This is a genomic window from Falsiruegeria mediterranea M17, assembly GCF_900302455.1.
GTDB classification, from domain to species: Bacteria; Pseudomonadota; Alphaproteobacteria; order Rhodobacterales; family Rhodobacteraceae; genus Falsiruegeria; species Falsiruegeria mediterranea.
In genome coordinates this window covers 116,340-134,886 of sequence record NZ_ONZG01000006.1, presented here as the reverse complement: position 1 = coordinate 134,886, position 18,547 = coordinate 116,340, and the positions used below count along the sequence as shown (strand labels likewise).

Annotated in this window: 12 protein-coding genes; 5 read left to right on the top strand and 7 right to left on the bottom strand. The window is 60.8% G+C overall.

Annotation, left to right across the window (positions count from 1 at the left end):
- Positions 1–67 precede the first annotated feature (67 nt).
- From TRM7615_RS13170 to TRM7615_RS13155, 4 genes are all read left to right on the top strand, one after another.
- Complete coding sequence (locus tag TRM7615_RS13170) at positions 68–1,267, top strand: TCR/Tet family MFS transporter (protein ID WP_108788250.1); 1,200 nt, start codon at positions 68–70, stop codon at positions 1,265–1,267.
- 141 nt (positions 1,268–1,408) lie between these two features.
- The gene (locus TRM7615_RS13165) at positions 1,409–1,774 is read left to right on the top strand and encodes a hypothetical protein (protein ID WP_108788248.1); all 366 of its coding nucleotides are present in this window, start codon (positions 1,409–1,411) and stop codon (positions 1,772–1,774) included.
- 6 nt (positions 1,775–1,780) lie between these two features.
- The gene (locus TRM7615_RS13160; RefSeq protein ID WP_108788246.1) at positions 1,781–3,013 is read left to right on the top strand and encodes a mandelate racemase/muconate lactonizing enzyme family protein; all 1,233 of its coding nucleotides are present in this window, start codon (positions 1,781–1,783) and stop codon (positions 3,011–3,013) included.
- Positions 3,014–3,118: 105 nt separating this feature from the next.
- Entirely contained in the window at positions 3,119–3,406 is a 288-nt protein-coding gene (locus TRM7615_RS13155; protein ID WP_108788244.1) for an ArsR/SmtB family transcription factor, read from the top strand.
- A 226-nt stretch (positions 3,407–3,632) separates the two neighbouring features.
- On the opposite strand, the gene TRM7615_RS13150 is transcribed toward TRM7615_RS13155, so the two are convergent.
- The 4 genes from TRM7615_RS13150 to TRM7615_RS13135 form a co-directional block, all read right to left on the bottom strand.
- A complete protein-coding gene (locus tag TRM7615_RS13150) occupies positions 3,633–4,181 on the bottom strand; it encodes an ankyrin repeat domain-containing protein (RefSeq protein ID WP_125133684.1) in 549 nt (182 codons plus the stop codon).
- A 48-nt stretch (positions 4,182–4,229) separates the two neighbouring features.
- Positions 4,230–4,652 (bottom strand): ankyrin repeat domain-containing protein, encoded by a 423-nt coding sequence (locus TRM7615_RS13145; protein WP_108788240.1) that lies wholly within the window; start codon positions 4,650–4,652, stop codon positions 4,230–4,232.
- On the bottom strand, positions 4,649–5,032 hold the full coding sequence (locus TRM7615_RS13140; RefSeq protein ID WP_125133683.1) for a hypothetical protein: 384 nt from the start codon (positions 5,030–5,032) through the stop codon (positions 4,649–4,651). The genes TRM7615_RS13145 and TRM7615_RS13140 overlap by 4 nt, the downstream gene beginning before the upstream one ends.
- Before the next feature lie 197 nt (positions 5,033–5,229).
- On the bottom strand, positions 5,230–8,262 hold the full coding sequence (locus TRM7615_RS13135; RefSeq protein ID WP_235824091.1) for an ABC transporter transmembrane domain-containing protein: 3,033 nt from the start codon (positions 8,260–8,262) through the stop codon (positions 5,230–5,232).
- A gap of 174 nt (positions 8,263–8,436) precedes the next feature.
- Here TRM7615_RS13135 and TRM7615_RS13130 point away from each other — a divergent pair, with 174 nt between their 5' ends.
- Positions 8,437–8,826, top strand: a complete 390-nt coding sequence (locus TRM7615_RS13130) for a DUF3307 domain-containing protein (protein WP_370739812.1) — start codon at positions 8,437–8,439, stop codon at positions 8,824–8,826.
- 272 nt (positions 8,827–9,098) lie between these two features.
- Here TRM7615_RS13130 and TRM7615_RS13125 read toward each other — a convergent pair whose 3' ends face one another.
- From TRM7615_RS13125 to TRM7615_RS13115, 3 genes are all read right to left on the bottom strand, one after another.
- Positions 9,099–10,811, bottom strand: coding sequence for an adenylate/guanylate cyclase domain-containing protein (locus TRM7615_RS13125; protein WP_108788234.1), 1,713 nt, complete (start codon positions 10,809–10,811; stop codon positions 9,099–9,101).
- A gap of 51 nt (positions 10,812–10,862) precedes the next feature.
- Positions 10,863–15,716 (bottom strand): PKD domain-containing protein, encoded by a 4,854-nt coding sequence (locus tag TRM7615_RS13120; protein ID WP_108788232.1) that lies wholly within the window; start codon positions 15,714–15,716, stop codon positions 10,863–10,865.
- A 65-nt stretch (positions 15,717–15,781) separates the two neighbouring features.
- Positions 15,782–18,103 carry a FecR domain-containing protein gene (locus TRM7615_RS13115; protein ID WP_108788230.1) on the bottom strand — a complete coding sequence of 774 codons (2,322 nt, stop codon included), beginning with the start codon at positions 18,101–18,103 and terminating at the stop codon, positions 15,782–15,784.
- Positions 18,104–18,547 lie beyond the last annotated feature (444 nt).

Below are 18,547 nucleotides of genomic sequence, written 5' to 3'. Positions count from 1 at the left end.
CTGGCCTTTTCCTTGGGCGTATCCGGACATAGGTTGCGCTGAAGTCACGACCACCCGGAGCGATCTTTTGCGGCTGCCAGTCCTGTTCATCCTGTTCACCGTCATGATCGACGCCATGGGCATTGGCCTGATCATGCCGATCATGCCCGACCTGATCGTCGAGGTTCAGGGTGGCACGCTGGCCGAGGCTGCCCTGTGGGGCGGGGTTCTGAGCACGGTCTTTGCGGTGATGCAGTTCCTGTTCAGTCCGGTGATTGGCAACCTTTCAGACAGCGTGGGGCGGCGACCCGTCCTGCTGGTGTCGCTGTTTGTGATGGCGCTGGATTATCTGGTGATGGCTGTGGCCGGCACCATCTGGCTCTTGCTGATCGGGCGCATCGTAGGCGGGATCACTGCCGCCACGCACGCAACAGCTGGCGCCTATATCGCCGACATCTCAGAGCCGCATAAAAAAGCGGCCAACTTTGGCCTGTTGGGCGCAGCCTTTGGCATGGGTTTTGTCCTGGGCCCGCTGATCGGAGGTCTGTTGGGTGAATTTGGCACGCGGGCGCCGTTTTATGCTGCAGCCGTTCTGGCCGGGATGAACTTTGTCCTCGGCTGGTTCGTGATGAACGAAACAGTCACGGACAAAACACGACGCGCCTTTAACTGGCGCCGGGCAAACCCCTTTGGCGCGTTCAAGGCAATGGCCGAAATCCCCGGCATCGCCCGGCTGCTTCTGGTCTATCTTCTCTATTCTGTAGCCATCTATGTCTATCCGGCGATCTGGTCCTACTACACGCAAGCACGCTTTGATTGGGGGCCGCAGATGATCGGCCTGTCGCTGGGGATCTTTGGCATCATGATGGCCATCGTCCAGGGTGGGTTGATCCGGGTCGCGCTCAAATACCTGGGCGAGCGGCGCACGGTTGTTGCAGGCAAGCTGTTGGATCTTGTCAGCTTTGGCTTCCTGGCCTTCATCACCAGCGGAACCTTGGCCCTGTTCCTGACACCAATCTCGGCTTTGGGAGCGGTCGTTTCACCCGCGTTGCAGGGGATCATGTCCAAATCCGTTGGCGACGATCAACAAGGTGAGCTGCAGGGCGTCATGACCGCGGTTCACGCCCTGTCGATGATCGTGTCTCCCTTGATGATGGCCGGCGTCTTCGCCCATTACACCCGCGAAGGGACAAGCCTCTATCTGCCCGGAGCACCGTTCCTGGTAGCGATGGTGCTTTTGCTGTTGGGATTGGTCGTGTTCCTGCGCACACGGATCACAGTGGCGTAATCCCGACGCCTTGATGCCGGTTTCCTGCTTGCAGGACCGATGCCCGCGCGCCACGGTTGACCCAAGCAAGGGAGAGCATGACATGCAAGCCACCCAAGCCGCGGCCTGCCGCGAATTCAATGCCTCTCTGGAGCGGACCGAATGCTGAGTTTCCTGACCGATTTGTTCAAACCCAAGGCCGCCAAGGCACCGCCAATCACGTCCGAGACCTCGATGAATTTCGACACGGACAGCGTCGAACCATTTCTGATCGGCCTGCTGAACAACCCGCGCTTTGGCCTGCCGACCGATCTGCCTGCGACGATCGCACAAACACTGTCCAGCCTCCCAGTTGATGGCAAACAGCGTTGGCAGATCGATGGCGATTTTGACGGCGCAAAGGTGCAGATCAACATCGAGGTCTTCATGGACGACATCGACGCACCGGATCTGTATTTTTTCTCTACCCAACCCGTGATCGCAGAGATCGAACGGGAACTGACCGCCTTTGGCGACCTGATGGAGTAACACCCCATGAAGCTGCAAGACCTAGACATCATTATCACCGCTCCGCCTGCGCCGGGTTGGGGCGGGCGCTATTGGATACTGGTCAAGTTGACCACAGACACAGGCATCACCGGTTGGGGCGAATGCTATGCCTCGTCCGTAGGACCCGAGGCAATGAAGCCAGTGATCCGCGATGTATTCGACCGGCATATGGCCGGTGAAAACCCTGAAAACATCGAATTGATGTTCCGTCGCGCCTATTCCAGCGGGTTTACCCAACGCCCCGACCTGACCGTCATGGGGGCGTTTTCAGGGCTCGAGATCGCCTGTTGGGACATCCTGGGCAAGGATCGCGACCGACCCGTGCATGCGCTTCTGGGTGGGCGGATGAACGACCGCATTCGGGCCTATACCTACCTCTACCCGCTGCCGCACCACGATCTGAACGACTTCTGGACCTCGCCTGAACTCGCCGGTGAGAGTGCAGCCGAAATGGTGCGCCGGGGCTATACCGCGATCAAATTCGATCCGGCTGGCCCCTACACGATGCGTGGTGGGCATATGCCTGCGATGACCGACATTTCGTTGTCGGTGGCATTCTGCAAAGCCATCCGAGAGGCGGTCGGCGACAAGGCCGATCTGCTCTTTGGCACCCATGGGCAGTTCAACACCGCGGGCGCGATCCGTTTGGGGCAGGCACTGGAGCCATATTCCCCGCTCTGGTTCGAAGAGCCCACACCACCCGACAACATCGAAGACATGGCCCGCGTGGCCCGCAACGTGCGCATCCCGGTTGCGACCGGAGAACGGATGACCACGAAAGCCGAGTTTGCAGCTGTCTTGCGCACCGGTGCGGCAGAGATCCTGCAACCCGCCCTTGGTCGCGCCGGAGGCATCTGGGAGATGAAGAAGGTTGCTGCAATCGCCGAAGTATTCAACGCCCAGATGGCCCCGCATCTGTACGCAGGCCCGGTGGAATGGGCCGCAAACATCCATCTGGCCGCCTCAATCCCAAACATCCTGCTGGCCGAAAGCATCGAAACGCCCTTCCATGACGCGCTGATCAAGGGCACGATCCGGGTCGAGGATGGTTTCATCACGCCGCCCGACACGCCCGGATTGGGCATCGACGTGGATGAGGATCTGGCCCGCACGCACCCTTACACGGACGACGGTCTGCACCTGCAGATGCAAGAGGAGCCCTGCAACTACAAAGGCGGCAATGCGTTTCAGGGGGGTGCACCTGCCAAGGAGGGGTGACATTGGGTCAGCGGCTGGGGCATTATACGGTCACGATTTTTGCAGGACCCCGTAACAGTGACACTTCAGCCCTCTTCCCCTCTTTCGCCCGACACGCCCGACAGCATGGCCGCCAGCGCCAGCCAGGCGGCGGCCTACCTCAAGACCTTGGCACATGAAGGGCGACTGATGATCCTGTGCCACCTGGGCACGGGCGAGCGGTCGGTGGGCGAGTTGGAAGAGCTGTTGCAGATGCGGCAGGCGGCTGTCAGCCAGATGCTGGCTCGCCTTCGGGATGAGGGGCTGGTGACAACACGTCGCGATGGCAAGACGATCTACTACTCGCTGCTCGATCACAAAACCGAGCAGGTCATCGGACTGCTGCACAGCTTGTTCTGCGCCCAAGATAACTAATCTACCTCGGCATCAAAAGACGGGGGCACTCCCGCGCCCGAGCAGACCTGACTGCGTCAGCCCCGCCAACGGCCTTGGGCCGGGCGCCTCGCTTCTCGCTCGGCGCGGTCCCGCTTGGGGTACATGTTTCTACACAAGCGCCAACCACCGAGCGCAGCGAGGCCCGGCCCAACGGGAGGAGGTGTCCCGCAAGGGACATCGACGACGGGCGGGAGCGCTTCGAGTGTCAGGAATTTCTGTCCAACAGGCGATCCGGGTGTGCATCGACCCAGGCTAGCATGACCCGCATCACAGCCTCGTTCTGTGTGAATTCCAACACATGGCGCCCCAGCGGCAACCCAAGGTTCAGCACCCTCTGCAAGCAGCCCGCGTGGTCGCGTTCACTGCGCGCCAGGCAATGCTTGGCCCCGTGCAGGATCGTCGTGATGATGTTGCCGCCGTAGCCGTTGAGATGGTTCAGGCCCGGCTCCAGCGAGAGCAGATACCCCATCATCTCGGGCAGCCCCTCCCACCCCGCAACATGCAAGGTGGTCAGCCCCTCGCGATCTGGTTCTTCGGGATCAAGACCCAGGGCCACCAACCGTTTGACGTGATCCAAGCGCCCCGGCAGATGCAGGATCGAACGGATCAGTGTTTTGTATTCACGCGGTAGATCCTCCGTTTGCAGATGCGCGCCGAGGGGCACATCCCCCTCAGCAGCGCTTGCTAGCAGCTGTTCAGCCTTGGAGAAAGTCGGGGTATTTCCGGTGTCTTCGATGGCTCGTACCAATGCCACATTGCCGAAAACGCGCGCGAACCCGTAGGCCGTGCAGCCCCCATAGACTCACCCCGAATCAGCCCCATTACTCAGCAGCAACCGTACGATATCGCCATCCACCATCCGACGCGCGGCCTGATGTAGCGACGGCATCACCCAAGGTTCCTCACCGCCCACAGGCGTGGCGTCGAACTCATCCGCGTCCGCTCCGTTTTCCAGAAGCAGCGCAACCATATCCCGGTTGTTGAAATCCAGCGCTCGCAGCAATGCGTTGGTGCCCTTGGGATCCGCGCCCGCTGTCAGCAACATCCGCAACCCATCCAGATGTCCCAGTTCGGTTGCGTGATAAAGCGATTCATTGTCGTTGGGGTCGGCTCCATGATCGAGCAACCATTGCCCGAGCGTCATGTTATTGGCGTGCCCAATGGCCCCATAAAGTGCCGACAGCATGTGCGGGCTGCCGGGTTCAGACGGATAGCCATCGTTCACATCCGCCCCCGCCGCACCACATCTCTATCGCGTTGCAGCCATTTGCGCACTGCATCCACACGGTATAGCGCACAGAGCAATCCAAAGTGATCATCTGCCAGATCCGGTGTCTCGGCCAGCAGATGCTCTACCCGCCAGTGACCGCCCTGAAACAGGGCCTGTTTCAGTTGCTCGGCCTTGGCGGCGCGGTCCATCTGCTGAGCCTCTGTTTGGAATTTGAGCTTGGGCCAGCTTTCGTGCCCCGCCTCGCGGGCGATCACATGCAGTGCGGCACTGTGGGTCAATGCCTGGGTTTCGGGCAGAAACTGCGCCACGCGGGTTTTGGCGTCAGCCTCGCCCTTGGCAAAAGACTTCTTGAGGGTCTTGGCCTGCCTACGCAAGTGGTCCAACGCCGGGGGATTGATGAGAGTGTTAATTGGGTTTCCTCACTCGTATCTCCGTTGGCCCGCTCCTCGGAGGAGAGAAAAAACCGCGCATTGCGTCGTCATTCTATGGGCGCTGATACAGCTGTCCGCGGACCCGGGTGCCGCCCAATCGGCATCCTTGAACTAGCCACACCGGGCCCAACCGCAAGTCATCAGTTCGAAACGTAGCCAGCAACCACCTGCAACAGCTTGAACGCCGTCGCCGCGTCGTTTTCGACCACAGCCAGGAATTCTTCTTCCCCAATGCGCAGGCAGGTGATGTCGGTTTCGGCCACCATCGACAGCGCGCGCGGAACCTTGCGGATCAAGCCCAACTCACCCACCAGGGTACCCGCACCCACTTTGGCGATCAGTTGATCCTCGGCCTCGTCCTGCGGCAGGTAAAGCCCCGCCTCGCCGTCGATCATCATATAGGCACCATCGGTGGGCTCATCATCTTTCAGGAACACCACCTCGCCCGCCTTTGCATCATACCAGCGGGCACCAAAGGCCAGCAGCCGCAGCTGTCGGCGATCGAGACCAGAGAACAACGGCGTCTGCTCCAAGGCCCGCAGTTTGCGCGCCAGATCGGCCGAGGCGACACTGTCCTCTTCGGCCTCGGTCTGGGCCTCTTCACTGACGATCCGGCCCTGTTGGATCTCCAGGAAAACGTCAAAAACACCCGGCGACTGGAATTGATCGTTCAGATAGATCACCGTCGTATCCGGCAACAAGGCCCGCAGGTTCCTGTAAACGGCGACTTGCGTGTCCATGTCATAACTGTCCAGCGCCTTGTCCAGGATCAGCACATCCGGCTTCTTGATCGTGGCACGGGTAAAGGCCAACGGCTCGGCAAAGACGGCTGGCAGGTTGGTGCCCCCCAAGGCAACTGGCACGTCATAGATCAACTCGATCACCTGCGCCTGTGCGCCGTGCTGGGCCAAGGTATCCGCGATCAGCTTGCGCAACTCGTCCGATTTGGCGCCGCCTACTTCGCTCACTTTACCGAACAGAGCGTTTTCCAGAACTGTCAGGCCCGGTGCGTAGCTGTCCAGCGACAGCGGCGTGAACACACCATCCAAAGACTGCAACAGTTCTGCCGAATGCCCGCACCGGATTTCCAGAATCCGCGCCTTGAGCTCGTCTGAAAACGCGGGTCCGATCTGATCGGCCGAGATGCGGAAGGGCACGGCCAGCAGGTTTGCAAGCTCGGTATCATCCAGTGCCGCTGCGCCATCGGTGCGGGTCTTTTCGACCAGCTCGACGGCGGTTTCATAAGTCTTGACCTCTAGCCCCAGTTTGCGGAACAGCGGATGATCGGTGCCGTCCAGACCAAAGATCTGGCGCAACATGTCGATCACGTCCTGGGTCAGCCGGACCAAGGTTTCATCCACATGCAGAGAACGCAGCAGCGCAAGGAATTCACTTTGCGAGGCGATCATATCTTGCGAAAAGGCTACCCTTGGCGTGGCAAAAAGCAGGTTTTCTGCCACCGGCAGCGCCGGGTTGTAGGCATCAGGGTCAAAGAGATAGGCCTGTGCCTGAAGCCCAGCGTCCTGCATCGCTTGTTGCACGACGGGACGCAGTTCGATCAGCCGTTCAGCCAGTTCGGGGTGATCGGCGGCGTCGAACTTCTGTTCGGCGCCACGCCGGAACAGAGCAGCACCCGAGCCCATCCCCTCGACCAGACGCAACCACCAGGCACGCAGGGCAGCCTCGTCCTCCAGCCCTGCAAGCTGCGGGTCCAGCCAATCTGCATCAAAGGGGTCATCGCTGTTGCCCGCCCGAACCGCCTCGCGATGGGCCTTGCCGTCTGTGCCGTCACTCTGCGGCTGGTGCCGCATCGGCATCATGACGTTGTCCCCAATGCTGCCCTGGAACATGACGGGACGCGAGGTGGCATGGCCGATCCGCGCCGCAATCACTGCCTGATGCAACTCGGACAGGCTGTTGTCGGCGATCCGCACCGAGCCATTTGCCGGCATGATCTCGCGCGTGAGCAATTCGGCCAAGGCGCGTCGGTCCTCTTCGCTTGGGGCGGCAATACCGATCGTGCCACCACCGGGCAAAGTTGCCGTCAGATCGTCCAACACAAGGTTGCCATCCGCATCCCGGACCGAGACATGATCCAGTTCGATGTCTCCGTCCAGTTTGGGGCGGCTTTCCGGCTCTCCCTCAAACAGGCTTTCATCCACCATGCCGGGCGGAGCAAAGCGGTCCAGGATCACCTCCCATCGGATCGACATGTCCTGGGTCTGATTGTAGTAGGTCAGCAATTCCTTCCATGGGCTGCTGAGGTCCTTGTAGGCCGCCAGCGCGGCAACCAGAGCGCCCAGAGAAACCGCACCTTGCAGCACCAGATAGCCACCGATTGAAAAGAAGAAAAACGGGGTCAGCTGCGAGATGAAGTTGTTGAGGAACTTCATGAAGAACTTCTTCTGGTAGATCTCGAAACGGATGTCGAACAGCCGCCCCAACTGATCCGTGATCGCCGCCCGACGATAGCGCCAGCCGCCATTGGCCCTGAGCGTCGAGGCACCCACCGCGCTTTCGCCGATCTGAGCAGCCAGCACGCGCACCTCTTGGATGCGTTTCTTGTTCAGCAGGTTGATCTGCTTTTGTAGCTTGGGGATCAGCCAGGCTTGCAAGGGGATCAAGGCGACGGCCGCCAATCCGAACCAGAAACTTTGCAGGAACAGAAACGACAGGATCGTGATCATCTGCCCCGCTTGCAGCACAGGCTGGCTGATAGCGTCGCCCATCAGGCCGCCCATCGGTTCGCTTTCAGCGGTGACCATGGACACCATTTCGCCCTGGCTGACGCGTTCAAAATACGGCTGCGGGAAGCGCATGATCCGGGCGATCAGCTGATAGCGGAAGCGGCGCAACATCCGTTCGCTGAGCACGCCCTTCATGGTGTTGATGCGCATCTTCATCAGTCCGTGCGCCAGTACCGACAACAGGAAGGCGATACACAGGATGCCCAGGAAGGTGACCTGATCAAAGGTGTAACCCCAGACATCAATCGTGGAGCTTGCCGCACCGATGGCGTCATTGATGATCCGCTTGGGCAATTCCAGTGTCAGATAGAGCAACGGGAAGAGGGTTGTCGTCACCGCCAGCAGGGTTAGCTGGTCGCGTTTGGAATACTTCCAGATAAAGCTAAAAATCGAACGTTCTATGGGACTGTTCCTGAATTGCTGCACGGCCGTATGCCAGACGGGCGAAACTCGTCAATATGGATCAAACCTACTCTGCGTCACGGTTTGCAGGCAAATGGATTTACGAACGATTTGTTTGCCCCGTCTGTGAACCAGTTCATTTGCAGGGGGCTCAATATGCGCTTAAGCTGATTCTCGGCAAAACTCGGGAGGATGGCTTTGCCTGAACTGGTCAGCTCTGTGCTGTTGTTGTTTAGCTTGCTGATGGTCAAGCATATGTTTGCGGATTTCTATCTGCAGACGCCAAAGATGTTGTCTGGGCGTTGCCAGTACTGGCACATGGGGCGAGCGATGCATGCAGGCGTGCATGTCGTTGGCTCGATCATCGTGTTTCTGATCATGGGCGCACCGCTTGCCTTCATTGCAGTGCTTGTGACGTTGGAGTGGATCGTTCATTTCAATATCGACTTTGGCAAGGCCAGCTATTCCGAGAAAAAGGCACTGAACCCCTCACAAGGCGCGTTCTGGCGTGCGGTGGGACTGGATCAATGCCTGCACAACCTGACCTATGTGGCGATGACCTGGGCTTGGATAAACTACGCCGCCTGACCTCTGATCCGTGAGAACTGCCGTACCAAATCATCCGGGGGCACTCCCGCCCGTCGTCGATGCCCCCTATCGGGGCATCTCCTCCCGTTGGGCCGGGCCTCGCTGCGCTCGGCGGCTGCGTCTGGCCGCAACCGACTTAAGCCATTTCAGACGGGAGAGTGCCCCTGGCCGGAACCGCGCCGGGCTTTGCCCGGCGCTCGGCCCAAGACCGTTGGCGGTGCCGACGCAGTCGGGATAGCCCGGGCGCGGGAGCCCCCCGAGTTACAGCCCATTTAAGCGCGTTTGGCAGAGAAGGCAGGCACCGGGTCTGCGTACCCCTTGAGCGGGATCGGATCGAGGGCCTCAAAGGTCACTCCGTTTCGATCCAATGCTGCATCGCGGGTGGCCTGATCTATCAGCACCTGGTCCGGCTCGGCCTTGGAACAGAGCCGGGCGGACAGGTTCACGGTCGATCCAAGCACGGTAAAATCCATCCGGTCCCGTGCCCCCATGGCCCCCATCACCACCTCGCCCGAGGCCACGCCTATGCCCACATGCAGGTTATGTTCGGGATGCTGCTCGAGCAACCGCGCCATGGCCTGCGTGATCCCCACCGCACACTCCACTGCGCGCAATTCCATGTCTTCGCCCTCGAAAACCGCAACAAGTGCATCGCCAATGAACTTGTCCACATCGCCACCATACTCGGTCACGATGTCGGCCTGCACATCGAAATATTGGTTCAACACTTCGATCACAACTTCGGGCGGCACCCGTTCCGAAAACTCCGTATAGCCGCGGATATCCGTAAAGATGACAGAGATCTTGCGGCGTTCGCCCCCGCGCTCCATCCCCTCTGTCTCGGCCTTCTGGATCGCGGACATGGTGCCATGCGAGACAAATTTCATCAGTTCCATCCGCTCGCCCAGGTGGCTGATCATCTGGTTGATCCGGCGCGCCAGATCGCCGATCTCATCCCGTGCCCGGACGTTTTCGACACGCGCCGCAAAATCCCCCTCGCCCACCTTTTCCGCCACCGACCCGATCGCCAGAATCGGCCGGGTCAGCTGACGGGCAAAGATCAAGGCCCCCACGGCGGCAATGGCAAAGCCGATCAGGCCAACGATCAGGATCTGTCGCGTAATAGCATTGACCACCGCATAAGCGTTGTCTTCGCTCAACTCGGTGATCACCGCCCATTGGAACCAGTCGGGAAAGGCATAGGCCCCGAGCATCGCCATGCCGTCGGGGCGCACATAGGGTTCCAGCGCATCGGCCCGCGCACCCGCCACGATCAACGGCATGGTCGAGGCCACGATTTGGCGCTGGATCAAAAGTTCCGGATTGTCACCCAGCACCCGCCGCCCAGCCTGATCGACGATGGAAATCTCGCCGCGCTGCGCAAAGGGGTGGCGGCGCACCATATCCCCCAGGATCGACAGCTCGATCTTCGCTGCCATCGTCACCTGTCGCCCTGCGATCTGCGTCGTCAGCGGCAGCGCCAGAGTTGCCAGCCAATCGCCGGTCTCGGGCACTCGGTTCACAACCGGGCGGCCAAACTGGCCCGTGCCTGCAAACGCACGGATCAGATCGGGAGAGGTCGCAAGGGTCCCGACCGGGTCCAACCCGGCCTGTGCGAGTTTACCGGCAAACCCCTCGTTCGCGACTAAAATGGGCAGGTCCGAACCTTCGACGGACAGTTGCAAAGCGACGACCTGGGGCAACTCCTCCAACCCCAATGTCAGCAGGGACACTTTCTGCGGCACCCCCAATTCGTTGCTGTCCACTGCGTTGCGAATGACCATCAGCGGCGTTAGCCAGCGCCCTTCGAACGTGTTGTCAAACGCGGTGCGCAACTGCGCGGCCACGGTGGTCAGATCTTCGTTGGCAGCGCTTTTGAGCTCATCCCGCGAGAGCCGTGTCAGATTCTGACCGACCAAGGCCAGGGGACCGACGGCAAGCAAAACAGCAAACACAAAGAATTTAAGGCGCAAAGGGAATCTCATTGCCGCCAATCCTAGTTCACATCCCCAACCACGTCTTCAAAATTCCACCTCTCACTCTCGTGCCACAGCGGTGATCGTCGCGGTATCACGACCGATTCCGCAGACCAGGCCGGTGCTGTCCTGCCCGCGCACCGTTACGGTATAGCTGCCTGGCGTAGTATAGCGGTGTCGAACCACGGCTCCGCTGGCCTCGGTCCCGTCGCCAAAGGCCCAGGTCACCTGCGTGCCCTGCCCATCCGGATCGCGTGCATTTTCTTCGGCAAAGCGCACCACATCATGCGCCGCCCCCACTGGCACGGTACGGTCGGGACCGGCATCCACCACCGGGGCCGCATTGATCAGAACCCGCGCGGCATCGGTGCCGACGTCACAGCCAAACGCGCCACTGTCGTCACGTACCCGCAAACGGACCATCAGATCCGCCGGGCTGTCAAAGACCCGCTCTACCCGCTGCCCCTCGAGGATCACGCCATCGCTGAACTCCCAGCTCCAATCGGTGATCTTTCCGTCCAGGTCGCCAGAGGCACCTGCATCAAACGTCACCGTGTCACCAGGACACACGATCCGGTCAGGGCCGGCCAGGGCCGTGGGTTCGGAATTGACCCGCACATAGGTCTCTTCGTTACGCTGACTGCTGAGCAGCCCGCGCCCGTCGTCCATGCTGACACGGACAGGGTATTGGCCTGGGGCAGCAAAGACGTGATCGACGGTGGCCCCTTGGGCCTGGGTACCGTCACCAAAGGTCCAGATCACTTGCGTACCGTCGGCCACATTCACGCTCCATGGCGTGTCAACGCCCGGACAAACCGCGCCGTCAGCCACCAATCCGGCCACCGGTGCAGGTGTCACGCGGATCACCTTTTCCAGCTTCTGCTCGGAGTTGCCGACGCCCGCGTCATCCCAGACGGTCAGGACCACGGTCTTGTCGCCCGGATCGGTAAAGCGGTGCGAGGCCAGCACAGTATCCGCCGCGCCACCGTCGCCAAAGTCCCAGCGGAAGCGGGTGATTGCCCCATCCGCATCTGTCGAGCCACCACCGTCAAAGCGTACCGCTTCGCCCACGGCAACCTCGGCTACCACATCAATAACAGGCTCGGGGGCGGCGTTGACGGTCACCTTGCGCACCACCGCCAGATCGGTGCACCCTTCGGTGCCGCCGGTCAAGTTGGTGCGCAGGGTGACGAAATACTCGCCCGGTTCAGCAAAGGTGTGGACCAACTCCGGGCCATCCATTGTTGTCCCGTCCGAGACCTCCCACGCAAACCCCTGCGCTTGCGCGCCGCCCAGTTGACCCAAATTCGCGGCAAAACTTGCAGGCATTCCAGCCGCTGCGCGGTCCGATCCCGCGATCTCAAGCGTGGGGGCTGCAATCACGGTGATATTGGCCACATCACTGTCGAGCGGGCTGCAAGCGCCGCGCGCCTCGCCGGTGATCGTCAGGGTCACCGCATAGGTTCCGGGACGCTTGAAGATATGGACCGGGCTTTCACCGCTGCCAGTATTGCCATCGCCATAGGTCCACGAGAACGCGTTGACCGCACCATCTGCATCCGTCGAGCCTGAGCCGTCAAACCGCACCCGCTGGTTTGAACAGACGGTCCGGTCGCCCCCTGCATCGGCAATCGGTCCCTCGCGCACCAGAGCCGCGATCCGGTCAATGTCGGTTCCGTATTGTGTCCCCGTCTCGTTCCGCACGGTCAGGGTGACAGGATAAACCCCGGGCAGCTCATAGGTCTTTGTCGGATTGATCAGATCCGAGTTGCTGCCATCGCCAAAGTTCCACTCGTAGAGCAGCAAGCCGCCATCGGGGTCGGCGCTGTCCGAGGCGTCGAACAGGATCGGCTCGCCCGAGCACACATCGCGGTTGCCGCCTGCATCCGCCAAGGGGCGCGCGCGAATGGTGACGCGGGTGGCGTCAATAGCGCGCGCGTTCGACAGGCCAGTGCCATCGTCCACCCGCAGCGTCACCGGGAACACGCCTGAACGCGGGTATACATGGGTCACCTGTGTGCCATAGGCCGCCGGAGAGCCATCGCCAAAGTCCCATTCATACATCAGCGCATCACCGTCTGCGTCCTTGGACTGCGAGGCATCAAAGGCGACATACAGCTTGTCGGTGTCGATATCCGGCCCTGCCTCGGCTACGGGTGGGTGGTTGACGCGGATCGTCATGTCGTCGGCAGCGGTGCTGTTCAGAACTCCGCTGTTGTCGGTCACGACCAACTGCGCCGACCAGACACCGGGCGTGGGATAATGGCGCTCAACGGTGCGCGCCTCAAGCGGATCGCCCAAATCGTCGAACTCCCACCGGAAGTTGGTCACTTGGCCATCACTGTCAAAGCTTTGGCCTGCATCGAATTGCAGCGTATCCCCCGGTGCGATCAGGCGATCGGCGCCTGCAACGGCCACGGGTGGGGCGTTTACGGTGATGAAAACTTCGGATTCATCCTCGGCCGCGCCGCCCTGGAAATTGTCCCGCACCATCAGGCCAATTCGGTACAGGCCCGGTTCGTTGATCGTGTGCGCCGCGCGCAACCCGCGGACGGTTTGCCCATCCGGGAAGGTCCAGATGTAGTCTGCCACCTCGCCATCCGGGTCGACCGAGGCGCGGCCCGAAACCACAAACTCTTCCCCCGGGGCCACCACTTGTGGCGGGCCTGCGTCGGCGATTGGCGTGGCATTGACGGTGACCTGCATCGTGGCCCGGTCGGTGTTGAGCGGCGCGCCACTGTCGTCACGGACCGTGAGAGCAACCTCATACGTACCGGGTCGCAGATAGGCGTGTTTGACGTTCTGGCCAGACGCTGTTCCGCCATCGCCAAAGTCCCAGAGCCATTCTGTCACCGCACCGTCCGGGTCGACCGAACCGCCGCCCGAGAAAGAGACCTCACTGGCGGTCACGAACTGATCGGGGCCCGCATCCGCCACCGGGGCTGCATCCACACGGATGATACGGGAAAAGGACTGAAGCGCAGATGCGGTGCCGCTGTCATCCTCGACCGTCAGAGTAACGGTGTATTCGCCCGCGCGGGTCCAAGCATAGTCGACTGCAGGCCCCTCGCCCATGGCGCCATCGCCAAAGTCCCAGATGTAGGACAGGATTTGCCCGTCTGCGTCCGAAGAGGCTGACCCATCCAGCATCGCCAGTTCTGAAACGGACACGGGACGATCAGGAATTGTGAAGGTGGGTTCGGGCGGCGCGTTGACCTCAATTCGCATGCCGTCAGTGGCCAGGTTATTGGCCACGCCGCTGTCGTCGATGACGGTGAGCAACACCTGATAGGATCCGCTTTCTTGGTACTGATGGGTGACGGTTTCACCCTCCAGGACTGTTCCGTCACCCATGGACCAACGATAGGTATTGAGCAGCCCGTCCACATCATAGCTGGCCCCGGCCGAGACGATCACGGTCTGGCCGACGATGGCGCTCTGATCCGTTCCGGCCTCGGCGACCGGGGCAAAATTCACAACCACCCGGCGGGTCGCAAGACCCACGTCACAGGGGTGGACGCTGTCATCCCTGACGCGCAGTACGGCGCGGTACTGGCCCGGGGTTTTATAGACATAGGCGGTCCTGGCGCCTTCGGCCTTGCCACCATCGCCAAAGGTCCAGCCGTAGCCGGTGATCGGACTGTCCGAAGGTTGCGAATTTGATCCGTCAAACTCCACCGTCTGGCCAGGGGCCACGACGATATCCGTTCCAGGCACCGCGACGGGTGCATTGCGGACGTGAACAGGCACCGTGACCTCATCCCCGCGACCGGGGCGAGTGCCGGGATCAAGGACGCGCAGGCGCGCAATGTATCGGCCCGGATCGGCATAGCGATGCGCCACCACGGGTTCGGTCGATGTGTTTCCGTCGCCAAAATCCCAAGCGTACCCCAAGGGCGTCAAGCCGATAGACTGACTGCCATCGAATGCGACCGAACGACAATCGGCCAAGGGTCGGCCGGTTCCTACGGCCGTAGGACGCGATGGTTCAGGCGCCAGTTTTGGCGGCATGTCCAGCGGCACCGGATCGCCAGCCGCGTCAAAAACAGCCAAAGTGACGTCATTGGGCGTCTCGAACCCGCCCAGCAGGCTGATCGCCAGATTGGTCTCATCCGTGTCAACCGTGTCCGAGGTCCAGAAATTTTGACCGGATATACGCAAACCCAGATCGCCATAGTCGGTCACCAGCGCCAATGTGCCATTTGCACCGTCAAAGCTCTGGACTTGAAACGGTCCGTCCGTCTTACGTGTGAACCACACCTGCGTTGCGGTCGTGCCTGCAGACCAGCGCACTGTTGGACGATAGGAAAAAATCTCGAGGCCTTGAGGCGCGCGGGCGCGGTCGCGGGACAGGCTGACACCCAGAGTATAGCCGTTGCCGTCATTGCCCTTGCTGCCCTGCACGTCGATGCGGAAATAGGCGCGGCCCTCCACGATCTCTCCCTGACGCGCACGCAACGCGCCCAGACTGACCCACCGACCATCGGTGGCGCGATCCGCACCCCAGGCCTTTTCCCGGATCAACTCGCCAGGTTGTGTGACCGGGTCATAGGGGATCAAACGCGGCTCGCGCGCACCGTCAGCAACGGGTTCGGGCCGGTCGGCTTCGGTATAGGCCCCAGCCCCGCCAAACACACGAAACGTGGTTTCCGAGTCGCCCGGTCCGCCATGGGTAAAATCATTGTCGCCACCAATTTCGGGATCGAAAATCCGCACATAAACACGGTCTTTCAGATCGGCCGGAATGCTGAAGAATATCTGCTCGCGCCGGTCGACATCCCCTTCGCGGGAGGGGGCCTGAGGGCCATAGACCACAAGCAAACCATCCGATACCGTCGCAACTTGTGCCACAAGTGGAATGGGCGACAAAATCATAGCCAGCGCGGCAGCCGCGCAGCCTTTCCTCCACCACATGTTCCGTTCCCCTCTGCCGTTCCTTCTGAACCCAAACGATGCCCCCACACCGGTCAGGTCATTGGTTATTCGAAGGCGGTGTTCCCCGCGTAATCTTCGATGATCAGTTCAACCAGCTCCAGTTCGCCGGTCTCGGGCGGCAGAACCGCCCGGCACAATCCGCTGACACTGTCGCAGCGCAAAAATCCCTCGATCTCGACCCCATCGACGCTGATGACAAATGGTGCCGCCTGTCGCAGGCCGGATGCATCGCGGGCCTGCACGTCGATCTCGATCGGGCCGGTATCGCCTTGCGGACGTCCCAGCTCGACGCTCAGAACCTCGGGCGGGTCCACGTCCAGCAACGTATTCAGGCGCGTGACGCTGACATTGCCCACGGCATCCACCGCCACCAGTTCAAAGGCGTTTGGCCCCGGCGCAAGCGTCACGGTCAGGTCAAAGCGCCCATCCTGGACAGGCAGGTCCGTTCCATTGAGTGTCAATCGCACCGCGTCCCCGACCGCCCCGGTCACAGACAACACATCGTCCGAGGTTGCGCGCGGCGGCGGCAGGTCCAGCGTAATTTCAGGCGCGATCTGATCGCGAATCGCAGCAAACCGCAGCGCCCCTTCGACTGCGCCACCAGGCGCCAGAATCTGGATCGTAAATTCGCGTGCGGCCTCGTCCACCGGAACGGTGAACCCGATGGAACCGGCAGCGCCGACTTGTGTTTGAACCACAACGGTATCCGATGCATCGCGCACCAGTACAGCGGCCCCCGGTTCTGCTGTCGTGCTGGCCGATACAGAAAGCTGATCCGTACGCGAGGCCAGCGCCTGATCCACCCGGGCGATCTGATCCGACAGCGCGATCTCGACCTCGGCCGAGGGACGATAGATCACGGATTGGCTGCGGCGACTGGTGTTGCCCGCCAGATCAATCGCGACGACTTCGATGACGTTCTCGCCAGGTGTCAGATCCACGTCTGCCACAAAGCTGCCGTCCCCATCGACCTTGAGCGGCTTGCCATCCAGCGTCAGCGTCGCCTCAAGCTCGGTTGCGCCCAACACCTCGATCCGCGGCTTGGTTGCGATGGTGCCAGCCGCAGGGGACATCAGTGTCAGGAAGGGCGGCGTGTTGTCGATCCGCAGGGTAAAGTCACGCGGTGTGCTCCACTCGCCGGGCAGGCCCAGCTTATCGAGCGCCGCGACCCGCCAGTGATACCGCGCCGGTTTCAACCCGGTGGCGGCAAAGGCGGTATCACGGATACCCCATTCCGAGATCTGCATCTGGTTGAACCCGGGATCGCTGGCCACCTCAAGCCAATAGGCCTCGGCGCCAGAGAAGACTTCCCAACTCAGGCTCGCAGATTCAGAATAAAGGATCTCCCCCACTCCCGGCAGGTTCAACAGCGGGCTGGTCAGCACTTCGGCCCGTTGGGCACCCGTTCCCGCGATCACCACACCCTCATTCTCGCCCAGTTCAAAGGTCTGGCCGTCACGCTCGATCTCAAGGCCGGGCGTGTCATAGTTCACAAAGCGCGCGCCACTTTGATCGTTCTTGATCCAGAAATCGGCCGAATTAGTGGTGGTTTCGATCCCCGGCACGTCGATCTCGAACGTGGTTTTGTCGGACAGCTGGTTCAAAAGAGCATAGAAATCCCCTTCGGCCAATGACACTTTGGTCACCTCGCCCCCGGTCAGAGGATCCGAGCGCATCCGTTGGATGGTGGCATTGGAATTCGGGTTCAATCGCAAACGGCTCAGGTCGCGGAACGTGACTTGTGTCGTGCTGGCGGACAACGTCCGAATGCGTTCAAACTCGACAAGGATGTCATTGCGATTGCGATCCGACCAGCTGGGTTCGACCGGCGCGCGCCCTTCGACGTCGCCTTGGACATCGGACACCACAGCTTCGGCGGAACGATCCCGTTGAGCAATCGAGATATCCAGCGCTTCGCGAGCGAAGTCGCGGGCAACCCCCGCATAATTCACCACTTCGCGCCATTCGCCAACCTCGCGCGAGGTTACCGCCTCGTCCCGGCTTTGGATCGCCTGCCCGATTTCGTCCGGAGCAAAAATACGCGCGCCCTCAGCGTTGGCCTTTTGGATCGCCTGCAGTGAAGACAACAGCGCAGCATCCGCTGTTGCCACTTGGCGCACGGGCAGACGCAACTGGGTGCCCGGCACCAGGTCAGCAGAAGAACCGATGTTGTTGAGTTTCAGAACCGCAGGCCAAAGATCCGGGTCACGGAGGTGTTCTCCAACAACGCCGCGCAGGGTATCACCTTGCTTGAACTCCACGATCTGCAACGGCGCATCCAAAGGGTCGGATTCCGCCAGTGCCGCGCCTGTCCCAAGGCAAGCACCAAGACAAATCGTCAACGCTTTCGTCAATCGGAACTTCATTGTGCTTGCTCCCACAGCCAGCCAAACCGAAGTCTTTGAATAAAAAGTCTACAATATTCTTTCCAAGACACCTGCCCGAGACAAGAAATAGCGTGTCTCGAGCATTAACCATGCTCTGATTGTCGCCGCATAGACCGCAATACGTCAAGGATGTTGAAATTGTCGCCGTCTTTAAGCCCAATCGGAACCCTTGGTTAATGCTGAACGTTGCAAGGCGTCGGGCAGATGGCTAGCCTTTCCCCAGGTCTTGTTTCCAAGAGGGGGTTGCGTTGCTCATTCGAATTTCAGCTATCATCGCGGTGTTTGCCGTTTCCGCCTGTTCATATCAAACCAGTGCGTTGCCCAGGGTTCAATCCGGTCCCGTCAATGCGTCCGCCACACAGGCCGCGCAAGGCACCTGTTCCAGTGCAACATTCCTGACAGAGGTTCCGACCGAACCGTCCA